Consider the following 19,295-nt stretch of genomic DNA (forward strand, 5'->3'; position numbering starts at 1 on the left):
TAGTCTCTGTGCAGCTTGGAAAAGTAGCTTTTGCCTATAATTACAGTCGGAATTTGGGTTCATTTCATCACTAAATTCCGATACGATTCATGAAGAAGGAAAAGCTATTGAGGAATGGGGGGGCAAAAGTAGAAAGCGCTTTCTCGGTTGTTTGGTATCAAATTTCAAAGAGATTAGGGACATTCTATGAGGAGGTTATTACATTGAAATGGGGCAATCGAATTGTAACCAGCTTCATCTCAACGGTCTTGGTTGCAAGCATGAGCGTGACTGCGTTTACTTTTCCGGTCGCGGCTTCAAGCAGTGACCCAACTGTAACTGGGGTTGAGTTAAATACTGATTCTGCAATCGTGGGGCAGCCTGCAATTGTTGAAACTGTCAGCGAAGCGGGTTTTGTTCATCCATCCATTGGCTTCAGCGCGGATTCACTTACATTAATGCAACAGCAAATCGCGATCGGCGCTGAGCCTTGGGCCAGCGCGTTCGAGACGTATCGCAAGAGCTCTGCAGGATCTTTGGATTACGATATTCGCAATCAGAGCAAAATCGATCCCTCTAAACCGGCGTATACGAAGGTCGATAATGACGCGAAAGCAAAAGAAACGAAGGTCGATGCCGAAGCGGCCTACACGAATGCCGTCATCTGGACAGCGACAGGTGACATGAGATACCGCGAGAAGGCGATGAAGATCATTCGCCTATGGTCCCAACTCGATCCGGCCAATCCAACGGGCTTTACGGATTCTCACATTAGCATCGGCGATGCGATGGTGAATATGGTTCGAGCCGCTGAGCTGTTGCGTTATACCGAGAGCGAAGGGGAATGGGCATGGACGGAATTGGATACCGCGAATTTCACGAACAACTTCCTTATGGCTTTTTACGACAGCAACTTTTACCATAGCAACGGAAGATGGATGAATCAGCATGGTATCGTAACGCAAGCGTATATGATGGCGGCTATCTTCTCCGACAATCAAGCTTGGTATGAAGAAGCTGTCGAGTGGGCGACAACGAATAAATCCGTGGTTAAGAAGGGGCAATCCGGAGATATAGTCAATCAAATTCGGTATGTCACACAAAATGAAAGAACGGGCGAGCCAATTGTTCCCCATGTACAATTAGTCGAGATGGGTCGCGATATGGGGCATGCATCAGGTAATACAAGCACGTTATCCATGATCGCGTATATGACAGCTCTTCAAGGAACGAAGGTAGATCCCGATTCTGCTTCACCAACCTTCGGCGAAATAACAACCAAACCTGACGGGGTAGGAGTATTCGAATTTCTAGATGACCGTATTTTGGCCGGTGCGAACCTGCTTGCCCAGTATAATCTAGGATATGATATCCCCTACACGCCGGTGAATACCAGCAATGGGGTTATTGGCGACGCGAGCGCATCTTATTATAACACGGTATCCGATAACGGAAGAGGACTCGGATATGCCTCTGAAGTGACGTACGGCTACTATACACTTCTATCCGACACACCAATGAACCCCAATGACGAGCGCATCAAATATCTTCATCAATCGATCGAAAAACTGGGAGGATTGAAAGCGTTTCCCTCCTATGTCCTGATGCAAGGAACGGCAGATCTAGCTACTGGAGAGGTGGTTGGCCCTCCTAAACCACTCAGTCAGCCTACTTATGCTGAGGCGAGAGCCGCATATAACCGTTATCAAGCATTTGATTACCTTGGCAGAAGCACGACTACTAGCACGAACATCTTCCAGGATCTAGACGGCATGCGTTCTGTTCTGTACGACGTACGCTATGAGAATCAATATACCTGGTATGACTTACAATTGAACGACAGCTACAGCAACATTACAATCCGAGCTGCCAGCAATTCCAGCGCGGGCACGAAGGTCGACGTGATCTTACTCGATCAGGTCGAGGGATTGGATCGCACGAATGTGACGGCAAGCGATTTGGCTAAAGGCGAAGTCGTTGCTACGCTGCAGGTACCGAATACAGGATGGTGGACGAATTATACGACCGTATCCGGAAAGTTGAGCAGGCCACTGTCCGGTCAGCATTTACTTGCTTTCAAATATTACGGCAGCACGAACGCGCTTTCCTACCAAATCGCGTTCGATTGGTTCTCCTTCTCCGATGCCTATGCAGGAAATGAGAATAAGGCAACTGATGGTGTATTGTCCGGCGATGCATCAATTACGTCGGATGGGGTGCTGTTGAACAATGGTGGAACGGTATCCTTCAATAACTTGAATTATGACAGCGGTAACAATAGCGCGGAGTTTCAAGTGAAGACGACGGATGAGAACGGTAAGTTGTTGCTTTACAGCGAGGGACAATTAATTACGACCTATCCTTTGAGCAGCACAAGCGGCTCGTTGATTAAATTGACTTCCAATATCGAAAGCGTAGATATCGGCAAAATCACCGGTATTCGTAATGTTGAGCTGAAGTACGAGGGCGACTCGCCAATTCTATTGAAATCGTATCGGAATATCGAACGTAACCGATTGATTACGACCGGGACGTCCTCGAGTAATGTAAAGCAGATTGAAGATCAGGCGATCGCGGTATCCGGCGACTTCAAGATCGGTTCCGCAGGACAGCGATCTTATGTGCAAGCTTCCAATGACAGCGTCATTTATTTAAGCCAAGGTACGCTTCAAGTGGACCGTACCAAGGACAGTATTGTCACCTTCACAGTCAAATCTAATAAGGAAGCCCAACTTAATTTGAAACGAGATGCGTCTACAGCACCGTTCGCCGTCATTCATGTACCGGATACCAAAGATGAATGGCTTAAGGTCAGCACGAACATCTCGGATAAATACGTCAATCCGAATGACTATCCAACCAATTTGAAGAGCGTGTTTCTTTCGATCGAATCAGCTCTTCCGAATGTGAAATTACAATTAGACAGTTATGAACTTGACCCTGCCGAAACGCCGCCGAGCGTGAAGCTTACGAATGCTCGCGGCATTGAGCTTCAGTCTGTGGTTGGCTATGAGAATGGTGGCGATATTCACCTTCAGGTCTCCGTTCAAGACCCTGATTCTGCTCAAGTGTTGCTATCCAGTGATAATCCAAGTTACATGGTTAGCAGCTTGAATGGAAAAGAAGGCGGCGAGATCACCATTAAAACTGCAGGTTTAGCCGTTGGTGAATACGCGTTTCATCTTTATCTGCAAGATGATACCGGTAACTATGTGGACAAAGAGGTGAAGCTCCTTCTCTATCCGGAAGAAGAGAATCATGCTCCAACAGGACTTACTGCAGCGTTGACAGGTCCGACTAGCGCGACACTTCAATGGACGGCAGTAAAAGGCGCAGCCTATTATACGATTTACCGCAAGAGCAGCATTCATGGCTCCTTTGTCAAATGGAGTGAGGTCACAGGAACGACATTCACGGATGCCAACCTGAGTGCGAATTCGACTTATATCTACCAAATAACGGCTGGCGGGAATTCGGGGGAAACTCAGCCAAGCGAAGCCGTTTCAGTAAGCGCGCTATCGAAGATCGATATAACAACGTCTATGGTGAAGGCGTCGTCAAATGTTTGGCCAGGCACAGGGACACCGGAGGAGAACGGTTGGCTCGCATTCGACGGCAATACGACTACGGCAACAGACGCTGTTACCAATCCAAGCTGGATTCTCGTCGACCTGGGTGAAGGCAATGCACAAGTAATCGGCGGCATCAAGTTCTATCCGAGAAGTACGCATATCAGCCGCGTGAACGGTGCCATCATTCAAGGCTCTAATGACGGTACGAACTTCGTCGATCTGTATACGATCAGCGGCATCGGATCTGCCAAATGGTATTTCGCTTCGTTCAGCACCAATTCCGACACGGCTTATCGTTATCTGCGGTACTATACGTCGAAGTCAAATGCGAATGTAGCGGAACTGGAGTTCTACGGGAAAGGATCTGAACAGGCAAACGAAGCTCCTGTATTCATTCCTTTATCGCCGCTTGCCATTTCATTGGGACAGACGATCAATCAAATGATTAATGCCAGCGATGCGGCCGGCGATGCAATTACGTATGCTGGTATAGACCTGCCGGCCTCTGCTGTAATTAATGAGGCAACCGGCGAATTTACTTGGACGCCGGATACTGCAGGGAGCTATACCCTGCAATTCATGGCGACCGATTCAAAAGGAGCAACGGTCACCTTATCCTGGATTATTGAGGTCACCGAGGTAACACAGCCAGAACTTGATCATTCCGCGACATTGTCCGGTCCCATCCAAGCAGCTGCCGGTCAAGCCATTGATTTGACGATTGGCTTGCACGGCGTGACTGAAGGGTATACGACAGCACAAGTGGTTGTTCATTACGACCCGGATAAGCTGGCGTTCATGACGGAGGAGAACGATCAAGGACAACTGGTATTGGCTGAAGAGGCGATCACCGTACTGCAGGAAGGCATTCAGGTCATTGGTACGGGCGTCAAAGCAGACAAAGGACAGATGCTGCTAATCGTCGCGCGTACGTCACAGGATAGCGAGACAGCTGATTCTGTTGATCTCATCGTACTGCACGGACAGATTCAACCCCATGCACAACCTGGAGCAGCGGTTGCCTCAAGGTTGAGTGATGTTGAAGTTTCGATAAATGGCGAATCCGCCACTCTAGATGTTTCACAAGCCGCGTGGAGCATTCAAATCGTGGAGGGCGTTAGCAGAACGCAGCTTGAACAGACGATTCAACATGCGCAGGAAGTGTCTGAAGCAGCTGTTGTGGGCACTGCGCCTGGTCAGTATCCGGCTGGAGCGAAGTCGGCACTCGATATGGCAATTGCAACCGCAGCAGCCGTTCGGGACAACAGTGCGGCTACACAGGAACAAGTCAATCAGGCCGTGGCAGACCTCAATGCTGCCATCACGACGTTCCAGAACAGCGTCATTCGTGAGCAGACGCCGTCAGCAGATAAAGAGGCGTTGAACGATTTAATCCAGAGCGTACAAAACAGGTTAAGCAACACGGTTGCAGGCACGAAGATTGGTCAATATCCAGAGCAGGCTATTGCGGCTCTGCAAGCTGCGCTGGAATCTGCAATGGCAGTGAAGAATTATGCGCAGGCGACACAATCTAGCGTAGATGAAGCGGTTGCGGCACTCCAGCTTGCGGAGGAGACGTTCGCTCATCAATTGGTAACCCTTGTACCAGGTCAAATCAAAGTAACCCTGAATGATCTGTCAGTTATTGCAAAATATTATGGCACGAAGTCGACAGATGCGAACTGGAGTCAAATCGAGAAAGCTGACTTGTTCGGAGCAGGTGAGATCACGATCCGCGAGTTGGCAGCAGTCGCACAGATGATCGTCGAAGATTGGTTAGCGGAATAAGCAGCCTGAGTGAAAGGAAGGTGCAAATGCGCCTTCCTTCTTTAACATAACGAGAAGGGATGACCCGATATGAAAGGAAAGCTTCTTGTAAGCCTGCTCGTCTTCCTCCTAATCAACACAGGCGGTTATACTGCAATTGCAGTTGAACAGCAATCAGTACCGAGATTTGAACTAAGCGTTTCCCGTGAGTCCAACATGTTTCATATTTCGGTAATTGGCTATGAGCTTAAAGATATGTATGCATTTGAGATTATGATGGAGTTCGATTCAAAGAAGCTTCGTTTTATTAGACAAACAAATGATTTAGCCGGCTACTCGATCACACCGCCCCAAGAAGGAAATACATTAACCATAGCGCATACCAAAATTGGACAAGTTACCGGGGAGAGCGGGAGGCAAGTATTAACCCAGCTTGAATTTGAGCGAATGGCTCCCGGCACAAGCACAATCACGCTTCAGCATGTGAAGCTGGTGGACTCGAAGCTGGATCCATTATTTATTCATCTTTCAGATGTACAATTAAATTTGATTACACATGAACGTTTCCTTGATATTGAAGGGCATTGGGCAGAATCTTCCATCATGAATGCATGGAATGAAGGATTCATTGAAGGATATGCGGATGGAACATTCCGTCCAAGGCAAGCTGTAAGGAGGGCCGAATTTGCAGCGATGATCGTTCGGGCATTACAACCGGAGAGCCCCGATAACGAAATTCTCCCGTTTGTAGACGGCCGTGATATTCCGGCTTGGGCAATTCAGAATGTGCAAGCGGCAGTCCAAGAAAAGTGGTTGATAGGCTTTACAGATGGTACATTTCGCCCGGCTCGTGAAATGACGAGAGCCGAATTGGCCGTCATTGTAGATCGTGTTCTAGATCAATCAAGAGACGTTACTGAAAATCTCCGGTTTACAGATGTTGATGAAATCCCGCGTTGGGCAAAAACCTCCGTAGACGAGGCTGTTCAGTTTGGACTGATGCAAGGAACGGGGAAGAACCGTTTCTCACCGAACTCAGCAGTTACCCGCGCAGAAGCAGTCACCGTGATTATGAATATCCTTGAAGAGCGCAGACGTTAAAGGTATTCAGTAGAATTTCCGCTTCTTATAGTTGCTTTTCCCCTCCATAACCGAATGCGGTTATGAAATAATGGTGCTACATGCCAGGTCAGGAGCCGCAACGGTTCTTGGCCTTAATTATTCGCAGAGGAGCATGATGATGTCGGGAGCGATCAGAGAAAAGTTGAAGGCGTTGATCGATCGATCGATGCTGCTGCTTGAAACCCAGGGGGACTATTATACAGACGGAGCCAAGCTTGCTTTATCCGATCTTGTGCAGTGTGCGGTTCGAGCATTAGAGGGGAATGACGAGCTCCCCTTCATCCGTAACCGCGAATTTATAGAGGCAAGAGAAGATGAGGCTGTCTTATTCGCGACTCAACGGTATACGATGGCTCCTTCCTATATGAACGAAGGTCATAACACGCGTTATTATGGTCTGGAAGCCGGCCTATCCTGGTTCGAGGCACAGGATGTAAGGAATGAGGATTACTGGACATTGGAGCAGAAAGCTGAATGCGTGATGACGAAAGCATCGGAGTTAATATCAGCTGCAAATGTGGGACAAGGGCTAGGCGAATATGATCCGGAGGCTCGGGAAAAGCTTGTTCAAGCGATGGAAAGGTTGGCGTCCGCCAACTCCCTTGACGCGCTGTCGGGCACGGACGACCGATTGGCACGCGCAATTGTAGACGTTTATAACCGCCTCCGGACATTCCGACATTCCCGTTTGCTCCGAAACGAGCTGGACCCTTCCTCGAACTTGTACGTTGCGAAAGATGAGATCACCAGAATAAAGGTGAATAATGAGCGGAATGAACAGCTTCGTGAACAAATGGCTCAGATTGAACAGATTGCTAATCGATACAACCTCGATTATATCGAGAAGGCTTCACAGCTCGTTATGAACGAACAGATGGATTATGAGCAGATTAATACCCATTTCTACGTCTGGAGCTCTACGGATAAAATCGCGAATTTCACGGCACCGATGCAAGCTGTAAAAGCGACGCTATCGTTCGTTCTCCCCTCTGAAGACAACGAAAAAGATGGCCTTGGACATGTCTGGATTGATAACGTGGAGATTCTGGCTGCCAGCGGGAACAACCTGAACATACTAAACGGCGGATTCGACCAAGGGGAGAGTTTGCCTGATCATTGGATGCCTGAAATCAGAAAGGGAAATTCCGAATTCAAGTGGGAAAGCGAATATCCTTTTTGCGGAGGCGGTGACCGAACTAACGTCAGTCCTATCCAACTCTCTTCGCAATCGGCTTTCGGCTATAAGGATGGCGTGCCAAGAAGATCGATTTACCTTTGTAATCCAACGAATCAGGATGAAGGAGCTTGGACGTATCAACCTGATTTTGAGATAGAGGGAGGCGCGACTTACACCCTTACGTTTGCCGCGAAATTGGACGGTAAATTGAATAAAGGGTTGAAAGCGATCCTTACGTATAAGGATGAAGCGAACGAGGTGATTGATAGATTCGAATATATATTTAATCGCAAATCCGCACTTCCGAATTTTTGTTTCCTGCTCACGATGCAGTGCGACGCGATTCAATATGCACTCACGGAAGAACGCGATTATGCCATGAAGGCCAAGCATGCGATTCTATATACACTGAATGATTTTTGCCAAGGCGCCGAACATTGGATGGTGACTAACTTACGTCCGCAAGGGAGCGATTCTTACGGTGCTGTTCAAGGCGGGCGTATGCTCTGCAGCATCGCTGTAACGTACTCGCTTATCAAGGAAACCTCTGTGTTTTCCGCTGAAGAGAAGCGTCGATTCTATGCAATGATCGAATACCTACTGAGATATATGTTGGATTTAAGAGACCGAACAGAACTCACTGCCCATGAAGCCCAGCAGGGCTGCAGCAATTGGCAGACTGATATGTGTGCCGGAACCGCCTATATGATGATGGCTTTGGACGATTTTCCGAATCGCCAAGCATGGCTCTGCAATGCGCATATGGTGTTGGTTTCCCAGCTGAATCTGACTGTCAATCCAGACAACTCATGGCCAGAATCGATTCGCTATCATCATGCGGCGCTTGAACGTTTCGCGGGCTATGCGAAAGTCGTGCGGCATATGATGGGTGATAATTTGTTCAACGATACACCGCTGGGCAAGATGTTCGATTTCAGCCTGCAGACGCAAACGCCGCCGTATGGTTATTTCGGCCATCGCATCGGTACTCCGCCCTTCGGCGATCATGCTTTGCGGGACGGGGCGGAATTTGCCTGCTTCGCAACTTATCTCGAGGAGATCGAGAGGATCGATAGACCACTGGCGGATCGCATGTACCATACGTGGAACATGGCTGGGAGACCGGTCAAAGGGTTCTGGGGTGAAGCCATTGTGTTGGAGAATTTGCTTGGCAGCGGAAGCAGCTATGAACCTGAATCTAACACGAGATTTCAACTAGGCTCCAACTCGGAGTTAAGGGATGCGGGTATTTATATCTTCCGAAGAAACTTCGGCTATGAGCGTCAAAGTTATTTTGCGATCATGTCGAGCCCGAAGCCGATCGGGCATGGTCATCTCGATCAAGGCTCGTTCATCTTGTACAAGGATTCCGTGCCGCTGGTCATGGATTCGGGAATTGAAGGCTATTTCGACAGTACGACGAATTGGCATGTGAGTTCGTATTCCCATGCCTGTGTGCAGTTTCAGACCAAGCAAACATACCTTGCGACCAATAAAGTGAGAGAGATTAACCTTTCGGCAGGTACTTACAGCCTTGAACGAGGATGGGTCGATGTCCCAAGAACAAGCCGTGTCCTGGATTGCAAGCTTGGCGAAGAGGTTGACGAGATAACGATTGAAATCATGAACCCGGAAGGAAGAGGCCGGCATACGCGGCATGTCCGGTTCTTTAAGAAAATCGAGATCTACTTGATAAAGGATACGATAGAGGATTTCGAAGGAGAAGTCTTATTCAGTCTGCCTGTGGCCTCTCCTGCGTCCATGATTAAAGGGAATCGCGTCTATTCCACAGGGCTGTATGATGTGGACTTGGAGACGGTGTTCCTCAGTGAGGTGAAGCAACTTCGATTAGAGCAGGGACGCTCTACCTTGTTCTTTGATAGCGGACACGGCAGCATTAGCATGATGGATTATATCCGGGCGGTGGCGGATGCACAGGAAGGATTCGTAACGCTCTTATATCCGAAGAGAAGGGCGCAGCCGAACATCATCGTAACGATGAAGAGTGAGCGTACAGCTTTGATAGCGATAGAAGATCAAGAGTTGGTCATTACCTGGTAGATAATCGCGTGAAAGAGAGGATGCAACTGTGGGCAACTCAATATGGTTCCAAGAGCCGGCAAGCAAATGGGAGGAAGCGCTGCCGATCGGCAATGGTACGTTTGGCGGGATGATTTATGGTGGGATCGAGAAGGAACAAATTCAATTAAATGAAGACAGCCTTTGGTTTGGCGGTCCATCGGATCGGAATAATCCGGATGCCCGTGCAAATCTGGACCGTATTCGCCAGCTTCTTCTTGAGGGGCGTCCGCAGGAAGCGCAGCGGATAGCCGCGCTTGCACTCTCTGGCGTACCTGAATCCCAACGGCATTATTTACCGCTTGGCTATTTGCATCTTACCTTTCATTCCGGTGCTGAATCGTCCCGTTTCTATCGACGTGAACTTGACCTGAACCTTGGAATGGTGAAGGTCAATTACCGTGTTGGAGGTATCAATTATAAGCGGGAGATCTTTGCTAGTTATCCGGATCAAGCCATCATCATGCGTATTACGGCTGATCGCCCCGGAGGAATATCGACGGATATTCGTCTAGGTGGGGTTCGAAATCGGCATCTGGACGGCGTTGAACGGACAAGCGACCGTATGATTCGGATTCATGGCCGAGCCGGAGGACAGGATGGGGTCCAGTACGCAGCTGTAGTAAAAGCGGATGCGCAGGGTGGAACGGTGCGAATCTTGGGCGAAACGATTGTCGTCGATGGAGCAGACAGTCTCGTGATTCAGATGGCTGCGGCGACCACGTATCGATATAGGAATCCAGGAGAAACATGTAACGATCGGTTGAATCGTATCTCGGGAATGTCCTTCGATGAGCTGTTTCGCCGTCACCTGGACGACTACGAAACCCTATATAAGCGAGTATCCCTTCAATTGGGAAAGCGGGATGAAGCGCTCGAAGCAATACCGACGGATGTGAGATTACAACGTATACAAGCTGGAATGGTAGACCACGATCTGATTGCGAAATATTTTCAGTTTGGTCGGTATCTCTTGATTGCGAGCAGCCGTAGTGGTGCGCTTCCTGCAAATTTGCAGGGCATCTGGAATGAGCACCTGAATCCGCCGTGGGATAGTAAGTATACGATCAATATTAATGCCCAAATGAATTACTGGCCGGCCGAGGTCTGCAACTTAACGGAATGCCACGAGCCGTTATTCGACCTGATCGACCGAATGCGTGAACCGGGAAGAAGGACAGCGCAAGTCATGTATGGCTGCACTGGATTTGTCGCTCACCATAATACCGATTTATGGGGAGATACCGCGCCTCAAGATGTCTACTTGCCTGCGACCCACTGGCCGATGGGAGCGGCTTGGCTCTGCCTGCATTTATGGGAACACTTTTTGTATGGCGGAGATCTCGCTTTTCTTAACAAGGCTTATAAAACGATGCGAGAATCGGCGGCGTTCTTCCTCGATTTTTTGACCGAGCTGCCGGATGGGCGCCTGGTGACGAATCCATCTGTCTCGCCCGAGAATACCTATATTTTGCCGAATGGGCAGTCGGGAACATTGTGCATAGGCCCGACGATGGATAATCAAATTTTAGATGAGTTGTTCACGGCATGTATCGAGGCATCCACGGTATTGAAAATAGATGATGACTTCCGGCTTCAACTCCGTGTAGCGCGTGAGCGTTTGCCTAAGACCTCGATTGGACGTCATGGGCAAATTATGGAGTGGTTGGAAGATTACGAAGAGGCGGAACCTGGCCATCGGCATATGTCTCATCTATTTGCACTTTATCCAGGGAGTCGGATTACACCCGATCTTACACCAGAATTAAGCCAAGCAGCACGTATTACGCTGGACATGCGCCTTGCTCATGGAGGCGGTCATACCGGGTGGAGCAGGGCCTGGTTAATCAACTTTTGGGCCCGATTACGGGATGGAGAACAAACCTATCAGAACATTCTGTCGTTATTGAAGCATTCTACCCTGCCTAATTTGTTCGATAATCACCCACCGTTTCAGATCGATGGTAATTTCGGCGCGACGGCGGGGATCGCCGAGGCACTGCTGCAAAGCCACGCGGGCGAATTGCATGTTCTGCCGGCGCTTCCTGCGTCTTGGGGAGAGGGGAAGGTTACCGGATTAAGGGCTCGTGGCGGGCTAACGGTAGATATGGAATGGTTTAAGGATGGCAGTTTCGAAGCGGTCATTAGGGTTAATCGTACAAGATCTTCTACTATTCGTGCAGCCTTAATTACGCAAGTCACGAGAACAGACAAAACACAGGCAGAGTATGTTCGCAACAGCGAAAGTGCTATTGTTTTTCTGATTAAAGCGGGGGAATCTTATTTAATTTCCGGTAAGTACCGGGAGAGTTGAATCGAAGCGGGTTTTCGTTATCGTTCCGCTAAGATTAGCCAAGCTCAATCTAAAGTCGAGGAAGTGAAAGCTTACTATGGTGGCAGGCGAAGATCAAGAATGGCTAGATAGCATCATTGCGAAAATCAAGACAAAGATGGAGTGGGTTAGCGAGAAGTCCAGAACAAAAATCCCGTATACCACGATACATGGCACGCATGATGACCGTTCCGTCGATAATCCCTCAGGGACGGTGGATAACGGAATCAATTGGTGGACCAACGGATTCTGGGGCGGCATGATGTGGCTCATGTACCATGAAACAAACGATGAGAAATTTAAAGACATTGCCAATATCTCCGAAGCCAAGCTGGATGAATGCTTCCGTCAATTTTATGGCCTGCATCATGATGTAGGATTTATGTGGCTGCCTACCAGTGTTGCGAATTACAAAGTAACAAAAAAACCGGAGTCCAAGAAAAGAGGGCTTCATGCGGCCAATCTGTTGGCGGGACGATTCAACTTGGCGGGAGGTTTCATTCGAGCTTGGAATGATCTCGAGGGAACTGACACCCGCGGATGGGCGATTATCGACTGCCTGTTTAATCTTCCTCTATTGTATTGGGCTTCTGAAGAAACGGGAGATCCGCGCTTCAGACAGATTGCGATGAAGCATGCCGACACGGCCATGACCGCATTCGTAAGGCCGGACGGTTCGGTCCATCATATTGTGGAATTTGATCCGTTCCTTGGGGGAGTGGTGAGAACCTATGGCGGGCAGGGATTCGAAGATGGATCATCCTGGACAAGAGGACAGACGTGGGCGCTGTATGGTTATATGATGAGCTATTTGCATACGCAGAAGGAAGAGTACCTGCAAACAGCGAAACGGGTTGCCCATTATTTTATGGCCAACATTCCGGCCAATGGCATCATTCCCGTTGATTTTAGGCAGCCATGTGAACCCGCCTATGAGGACTCCACGGCAGCAGCGATCGCGGCATGCGGTTTAATCGAGATTGCCAAAGCTGTGGGTCAATATGAGAAGAACATTTACCTTAAGGCGGCTCTGAAGTTGCTGAGAACGCTAGATGAATCGCGCTGTGACTGGACGACGAATAGCGACTGTATCCTGATGAACGGATCCGAAGCTTACCACCGCAATAACCATCACAGCTCGATTATTTACGGCGACTATTACTTGATGGAAGCGGTATTCAAGTTGAAGGGTAATGACTTGTACCTGTGGTAGATATCGTGCTTGACAACAGATTAAAAAAGAGGTGATCCCGATGACCAATCAATTCTTTAATGCGCATCACTCTCCGATCGGCGCTTTTGCGAGTTTTACGCTCGGCTATCCTGGGGCAAAAGGCGGATTGGGGCTGGAGCTTGGCAAGCCTGCTGACCAGAATATATATATAGGCCTACAGTCGGCAGATGGCAGCTGCTATCACGCGCTACCGTTCTTCGATAAAGGCGTGGATGAAAGCAGCCGTTATGATGTGGAGAAGCAAAATACAGCGGAGGAAAACAAAATTCTTATTCCATTCGCGCCGCAAGAAATGAAACGGGATTTCCGTCTTGGCACGGACGAATTTGTTGCGGAGGATTTGACTTTTCGTATCTATTCCAACGTTGAGCCGGTGCCGGATCCAAGCAAGTGCGATTCAAATGACATGAAACGCGTTATTGTTCCATCCGTACTAGTGGAGCTTACCGTAGATAATACGCAAGGCAGCTTGGCAAGGCGCGCATTCTTTGGTATGGAAGGCACGGATTCCTACAGCTCGATGCGGGTGATGGATGACACTTGCGACAGAGGGATCGTTGGCATCGGTCAAGGGAGAAATACGGCAATCGTATCAAAGGATGCGGGTGTTGTGTCGGCGTTAGGCTTTACGATGGAGAAGATACTGCTCAATACCATTCCATTCAATCGCCACTTCGGACTTGGACGCGTGGGAGCCTTGCTTATGGAAGTGCCGGCGGGACAACGTCGCACTTTCCAATTCGCCGTATGCTTTCATCGCGGCGGAGTGGTTACGTCCGGCTTAGATGCTTCCTACTATTACAGCCGTTATTTCCCGTCAATTGAAGATGTCGCCGAATATTCTTTGAAGCACTTCGGTGTACTAGCCTCGTCTTGTCTTCGAGCGAACTCATTAATTGACCAGTCGAGGCTCACGGAGGACCAGCGATTTATGCTGACCCATGCGATCCGCAGTTATTATGGAAGCACGGAGTTTCTGTCACATCAAGACAAGCCGCTGTGGGTAGTGAACGAAGGCGAGTATCGGATGATGAATACGTTCGATCTAACGGTGGATCAGTTATTCTATGAGCTGAAGATGAATGCATGGACGGTACGCAATGAGTTGGACTGGTTCACGAAGCGGTATAGCTACGAAGATCAGGTATTTGAGCCTGGCAGCGATATGCTCTATTCTGGAGGGATCAGCTTCACCCACGATATGGGTGTGGCCAATGTATTTTCGAGGCCGGGTTATTCTGCTTACGAGCAAGCTGGACTGGATGGTTGTTTCTCACATATGACCCATGAACAGTTGGTCAATTGGGTGCTCTGTGCAGCGTCCTATGTAGAGCATACTAAGGATGAAGCATGGCTGACAGCTAATCATCAGGTATTCATGCAATGCTTCGCCAGTATGCTCAATCGGGACCATCCTGACCCGATAAAGCGTAACGGAATTATGGGGTTGGATAGCTCTAGGACGGCTGGTGGTGCGGAAATCACCACCTATGACAGCTTAGACGAATCGCTCGGTCAAGCGAGAAATAATCTATATCTGGCAGGGAAATGCTGGGCAGCATACGTTGCGTTGGAGAAGGTGTTCCTCTTATTAGGCCAGATGGAAACATCCGCAGAAGCAGGGATGCAAGCCGAGAGATGCGTGGCAACCATCGTATCGCATCAGACTGCAGAAGGCTATATTCCAGCCGTCATGGGCGAAGACAACGATTCGAGAATCATACCGGCAATCGAAGGTCTTGTGTTCCCATACATGACCGGATGCAGGGAAGCTCTGGATCCTACAGGCCGATACGGCTCCTATATCCGGGCGATGGAACAGCATCTTCAGACTGTCCTTCAGCCGGGCAAATGTCTCTTCGAGGACGGGGGCTGGAAGCTGTCGTCGACCAGCAATAACTCCTGGCTCAGTAAAATCTATCTATGCCAGTTCGTAGCACGTGAGATCCTTGGCTTCGAATGGAATGAACGGGAGCGAGCATCAGATCGCGCTCATGTCGAATGGCTGACGCATCCGGAACATTCCTATTGGAGCTGGAGCGATCAGATCATCGCGGGCGAAATACATGGCAGTAAATATTACCCCCGTGGTGTAACAGCGATTCTGTGGCTGCTTGAGGTTAAGTAGGTTGCTTAAGTGGACTGATGAAGATGAAGGCCGGCGTGTTGACACGTCGGCCTCTTCTATATGCACAGCGCTATTGTCTGAGCAGCGACGGCGTTAAACTAACGGGAGTTTAGTGCGGTATACATCAAAAAAATGCAAAAAAAAATTGACTTCGAGTGTACTCGAAGTCGTAGACTAACCACTATGGTTAATGAGTCATGATATGTTCCGGTATCTCGTACTTTTCCCCGCATTCCGATTTGTTATTAACTGGATTCCATGCATCGTCTTGTTGGCCTTTCGAGACACTGGCATAGTAAGCCTTCTTCTTTTTAATGTGCATTAATTGAAGGTTATACTCTCGAATCTTCGCTTCAAGTTCTTCTTCTTGCTTAGCAATGAGCTCAGCCCTTTGAGGGATCGTGTCGTCACCTTGCAAACACATATCAATGTAATGCTTGACTTCCGAAATGGGCAATCCTGAAATACGCAAGGAATGAACCATTCGCAGCCAATCCAAATCATGGTCAGAGAATAATCGAATGTTTCTGCCGTCTCTCGAAACGAAAGGGATTAATTGTTGGTCATCATAGTAACGGATCGTATGCTTTGTAAGGCCCGTAATCTCGGAAACATCTTTAACGGTGTACTTAGCTTCATGAAATGACTGATCCAAAATTTCGCTCCTCCTTGCCCTTGACTTCGAGTTACTCGAATACTTTATGATGTCATTGTATCAATGTTGCGAACGAGCATCAACTGGTAATCGCCATTATCATTCCCCCGGTTATAACAAAGGAATGGAGGAATCACACGATTGGCTCTGTCAACGAGTTTGTTATCGAATCAATGGATGAATGTGGATGCTGAAGAGAAAATATAACCAAGGTTATTCAACAAGATGTACACCATGATTATCGAAAAGAGGGAACATATATGAACAAGAAATACAATACACTTTTTGACCGTTTCACCTTTAAAAACGGGATCAGTATCAAGAACAGATTAGTTATGGCCCCAATGACAACATGGGCGAGTAACGAAGACCTGACCATTTCTGATGAGGAAGTGAACTTTTATCGTAGAAGAGTAAATGGCGTTGGTCTGGTCATTACTGGTTGTACGCATGTTACGCCAAATGGACAAGGCTTTACCCATGAATTTGCTGCTTACGACGATTCGTTCATCCCAAGTTTGCGTAAACTGGCGGATGCTGCGAAAAGTGGAGGAGCTCCAGCAGTTCTTCAAATCTTCCATGGGGGCGCCAGAGCTTTGCCTGATCTTGATGTTGTTAGTGCTAGTTCTGTGAAGTTCCCTATGCCGGGTACAAAAGAGCCTAGAGCCTTGTCTAATGAAGAAATTATATCCATCATTCATGCATTTGGCGAAACAACACGTCGAGCGATAGAAGCCGGATTTGATGGGGTTGAAATCCACGGAGCCCACGCATTTCTAATTCAAAATTTCTTCTCTCCGCAGACTAATACACGTACAGACGAGTGGGGAGGAACGATTGAAAATCGTATGCGTTTTCCAATCGCCGTTATTGAGGTCGTAAAAAAAGTTATACAAGAACATGCGAAAAAATCGTTTATCCTGGGCTATCGATTCTCACCGGAAGAGCGTGGCGGCTATGGATTGGAAGATACTTATCAATTAATCGACCGTCTCATCGAACAAGGTCTGGATTACATTCATGCTTCCCTAGATGATGTTTCTTTAAAGCCAATGGACAAAGAAGATGGTCAATCACGGCTTGAATTGATTCTTGAGAAAGTCGCAGGCCGAGTACCTGTGATGGCTGCCGGATCGATGAGAACGCCGGACGATGCCCTTAATGCTTCTGCGCTTGGATTGCCGTTGTTTGCACTAGGCCAAGCCTTAGTCATGAATCCAGGCTGGGTCACGTTGGTTCAAGAAGGGAACGAAGATCTGATCGTAAAAGAATTAGACCCACAAGCGATCAAAGAACTTGATATTCCTGAGAAGCTCTGGCGAGATGGAATCCAAGCCATGCCAGGATGGTTCAAAATAAAACAAGAGGAAGGAAGATAAAAATGCGTAAAAACAAAGTTTGGTTTGTTACAGGAGCCTCTAAAGGTTTGGGGCTAGCAACCGTTAAAAAGTTATTGGAACAAGACTATAAAGTAGCTGCTACTTCCAGATCCGTCGAAGAACTAATGAAGGCCGTCGGACAACATGATAACTTCTTGCCAATGCAGTTGGATGTGCTAAATGAGACAGACATTAAACAAGTTATCGAATTAACCGTTGAGCGTTTCGGAAGCTTAGATGTCATTTTTAATAATGCGGGATACGGACAAGTCGGACCTTTCGAAGAAATTTCAGATGAATTGGCTCGAAAAAACTTTGATGCGAATGTATTCGGTACGTTTAACGTGATTCGCAATGCGCTGCCTCAATTGAGAAAACAGCAGTATGGACATATCATTAATATTTCCTCGATTGGCGGTTACGTTGGTTTTCCGGCCAGTACAATCTATGCCGCCGCTAAATTCGCGATCGATGGTATGAGTGAGTCCATCACGCATGAGTTGCAACCGTTAGGTATTCACGTGACATCCCTTAAGCCGGGGGGGTTCCGTACGAATTTCCTTTCGCCGGGCTCTTTATTCTGGTCAGATAGAGACCCAATTGAAGATTATGATCAAATCCGTCAAAACACACAGGCTAATTTAGGCAAAAACGATAAAAACCAAGGTGGAGATCCAAATAAATTTGCGGAATTGCTGATTCGGATTAGTAAGGAAGATCAGCCGCCCTTACATCTGTTTATTGGAACTGATGCCTATAAGCTGGCAACCAGCAAAATCGAGAATATTCAAAAAGAAATGGATACATGGAGAGTAATTGCTACCTCAACTGGTTTTGATGAGTAACAATTTTGTGAAACGAGCGTTCGTATCCACGAGGGAGCGCTTCGAGCCGGATCGTTATGTCCCTGCCCTTCTCATCGCGATCGGCAAGGTTATCGAAAACCTGTCGGGGAGTTCGTTAGCTACAATACGTTTTAACGTTGAGGAGGATGAAGTGATGGTTAAAGGGCGAAACATTAAGAGGGTTTGGACGGTACAGGAAAGGAAGATTAGCGATATCCACACTGCAGCACCTGTTCTCGAATCGGGACGATGGGAAGAGTTCGACCCGTTCTTGTTATTGATGGAGGATAAGTTTGAAAAAGGCGCATTCGATGTACACCCGCACCGGGGAATAGAAACCATTACATTTGTGCTGGACGGCACGATTAACCATTACGATAGTGCTAGCGGCGGGGGAGGTACGTTGACGAAAGGCGATCTGCAATTCATGACTGCAGGCAGAGGCGTCGTTCATAACGAGACGCCAGTCGACGGGGAAACCGTTCATATTCTTCAGTTATGGGTAAATCTGCCCCAAGAGTTCAAGATGACCGAGCCCCGGTATCAAAATTTACACGCCCAGGATATGCCCGTCCGGTATGAAGAGGGGGCTGTTATCAGGGTTTACTCGGGATCTTCCGGTGAGGTGACTTCGAACACCTTGAATTATGCGCCTGTTACGTTTCTGGACATCATGTTAGATGCTGGGGCGTCTGTCATCCACGACCTCCCTGGACATTATAACGGCTTTATCTATGTGTTGGAAGGCAACGGAACCTTCGGGGAAGAACAAGTGGAAGCTTCTAAAGGGCAAGCGATGCAGTTTGATTCCGCGGATGATGCGAACTGGAGCACAGTTCATTTGACAGCAAAGGAACCGATGCGTGCGGTTCTGTTTGCTGGCGCTCCTTTAAGAGAGCCGGTGGTTGCCCGAGGACCTTTTGTTATGAATACGGAAGAAGAGATCATTCAAGCGTATACGGAATACAGGAACGGAACTTTTATAAAGTAACGAAAAAAGAATTCTTATCTAAACGAAGGAGGAAC

At 48.1% G+C, this 19,295-nt stretch carries 10 protein-coding genes; 9 read left to right on the top strand and 1 reads right to left on the bottom strand.

The features are described 5' to 3' along the window. Positions 1 to 203 precede the first annotated feature (203 nt). The 6 genes from FHS18_RS20580 (at position 204) to FHS18_RS20605 (ending at position 15,390) form a co-directional block, all read left to right on the top strand. Complete coding sequence (locus FHS18_RS20580) at positions 204 to 5,339, top strand: carbohydrate-binding protein (RefSeq protein ID WP_183602091.1); 5,136 nt, start codon at positions 204 to 206, stop codon at positions 5,337 to 5,339. 69 nt (positions 5,340 to 5,408) lie between these two features. Continuing rightward, positions 5,409 to 6,419 carry an S-layer homology domain-containing protein gene (locus FHS18_RS20585; protein ID WP_183602093.1) on the top strand — a complete coding sequence of 337 codons (1,011 nt, stop codon included), beginning with the start codon at positions 5,409 to 5,411 and terminating at the stop codon, positions 6,417 to 6,419. A gap of 133 nt (positions 6,420 to 6,552) precedes the next feature. Then, positions 6,553 to 9,678 carry a heparinase II/III domain-containing protein gene (locus tag FHS18_RS20590; RefSeq protein WP_246427796.1) on the top strand — a complete coding sequence of 1,042 codons (3,126 nt, stop codon included), beginning with the start codon at positions 6,553 to 6,555 and terminating at the stop codon, positions 9,676 to 9,678. 28 nt (positions 9,679 to 9,706) lie between these two features. Further along, complete coding sequence (locus FHS18_RS20595; protein ID WP_183602095.1) at positions 9,707 to 12,010, top strand: glycosyl hydrolase family 95 catalytic domain-containing protein; 2,304 nt, start codon at positions 9,707 to 9,709, stop codon at positions 12,008 to 12,010. A 76-nt stretch (positions 12,011 to 12,086) separates the two neighbouring features. Beyond that, the gene (locus FHS18_RS20600; protein ID WP_183602097.1) at positions 12,087 to 13,241 is read left to right on the top strand and encodes a glycoside hydrolase family protein; all 1,155 of its coding nucleotides are present in this window, start codon (positions 12,087 to 12,089) and stop codon (positions 13,239 to 13,241) included. Between the two features lie 40 nt (positions 13,242 to 13,281). Next, positions 13,282 to 15,390, top strand: a complete 2,109-nt coding sequence (locus FHS18_RS20605) for a glycoside hydrolase family 52 protein (RefSeq protein ID WP_221401403.1) — start codon at positions 13,282 to 13,284, stop codon at positions 15,388 to 15,390. A gap of 187 nt (positions 15,391 to 15,577) precedes the next feature. Here FHS18_RS20605 and FHS18_RS20610 read toward each other — a convergent pair whose 3' ends face one another. Beyond that, on the bottom strand, positions 15,578 to 16,045 hold the full coding sequence (locus FHS18_RS20610; protein WP_183602099.1) for a MerR family transcriptional regulator: 468 nt from the start codon (positions 16,043 to 16,045) through the stop codon (positions 15,578 to 15,580). Between the two features lie 260 nt (positions 16,046 to 16,305). On the opposite strand from FHS18_RS20610, the gene FHS18_RS20615 reads away from it, so the two are divergent. The 3 genes from FHS18_RS20615 to FHS18_RS20625 all read left to right on the top strand — a co-directional run bounded on the left by FHS18_RS20615 (position 16,306) and on the right by FHS18_RS20625 (position 19,260). Beyond that, the gene (locus FHS18_RS20615; protein WP_183602101.1) at positions 16,306 to 17,424 is read left to right on the top strand and encodes an NADH-dependent flavin oxidoreductase; all 1,119 of its coding nucleotides are present in this window, start codon (positions 16,306 to 16,308) and stop codon (positions 17,422 to 17,424) included. A 2-nt stretch (positions 17,425 to 17,426) separates the two neighbouring features. After that, on the top strand, positions 17,427 to 18,269 hold the full coding sequence (locus FHS18_RS20620; protein ID WP_183602102.1) for an SDR family oxidoreductase: 843 nt from the start codon (positions 17,427 to 17,429) through the stop codon (positions 18,267 to 18,269). A gap of 154 nt (positions 18,270 to 18,423) precedes the next feature. Beyond that, a complete protein-coding gene (locus FHS18_RS20625; protein ID WP_183602104.1) occupies positions 18,424 to 19,260 on the top strand; it encodes a pirin family protein in 837 nt (278 codons plus the stop codon). Positions 19,261 to 19,295 lie beyond the last annotated feature (35 nt).

Origin of the sequence: Paenibacillus phyllosphaerae, assembly GCF_014192105.1 — a bacterium.
Classification (GTDB): Bacteria; Bacillota; Bacilli; order Paenibacillales; family Paenibacillaceae; genus Paenibacillus_Z; species Paenibacillus_Z phyllosphaerae.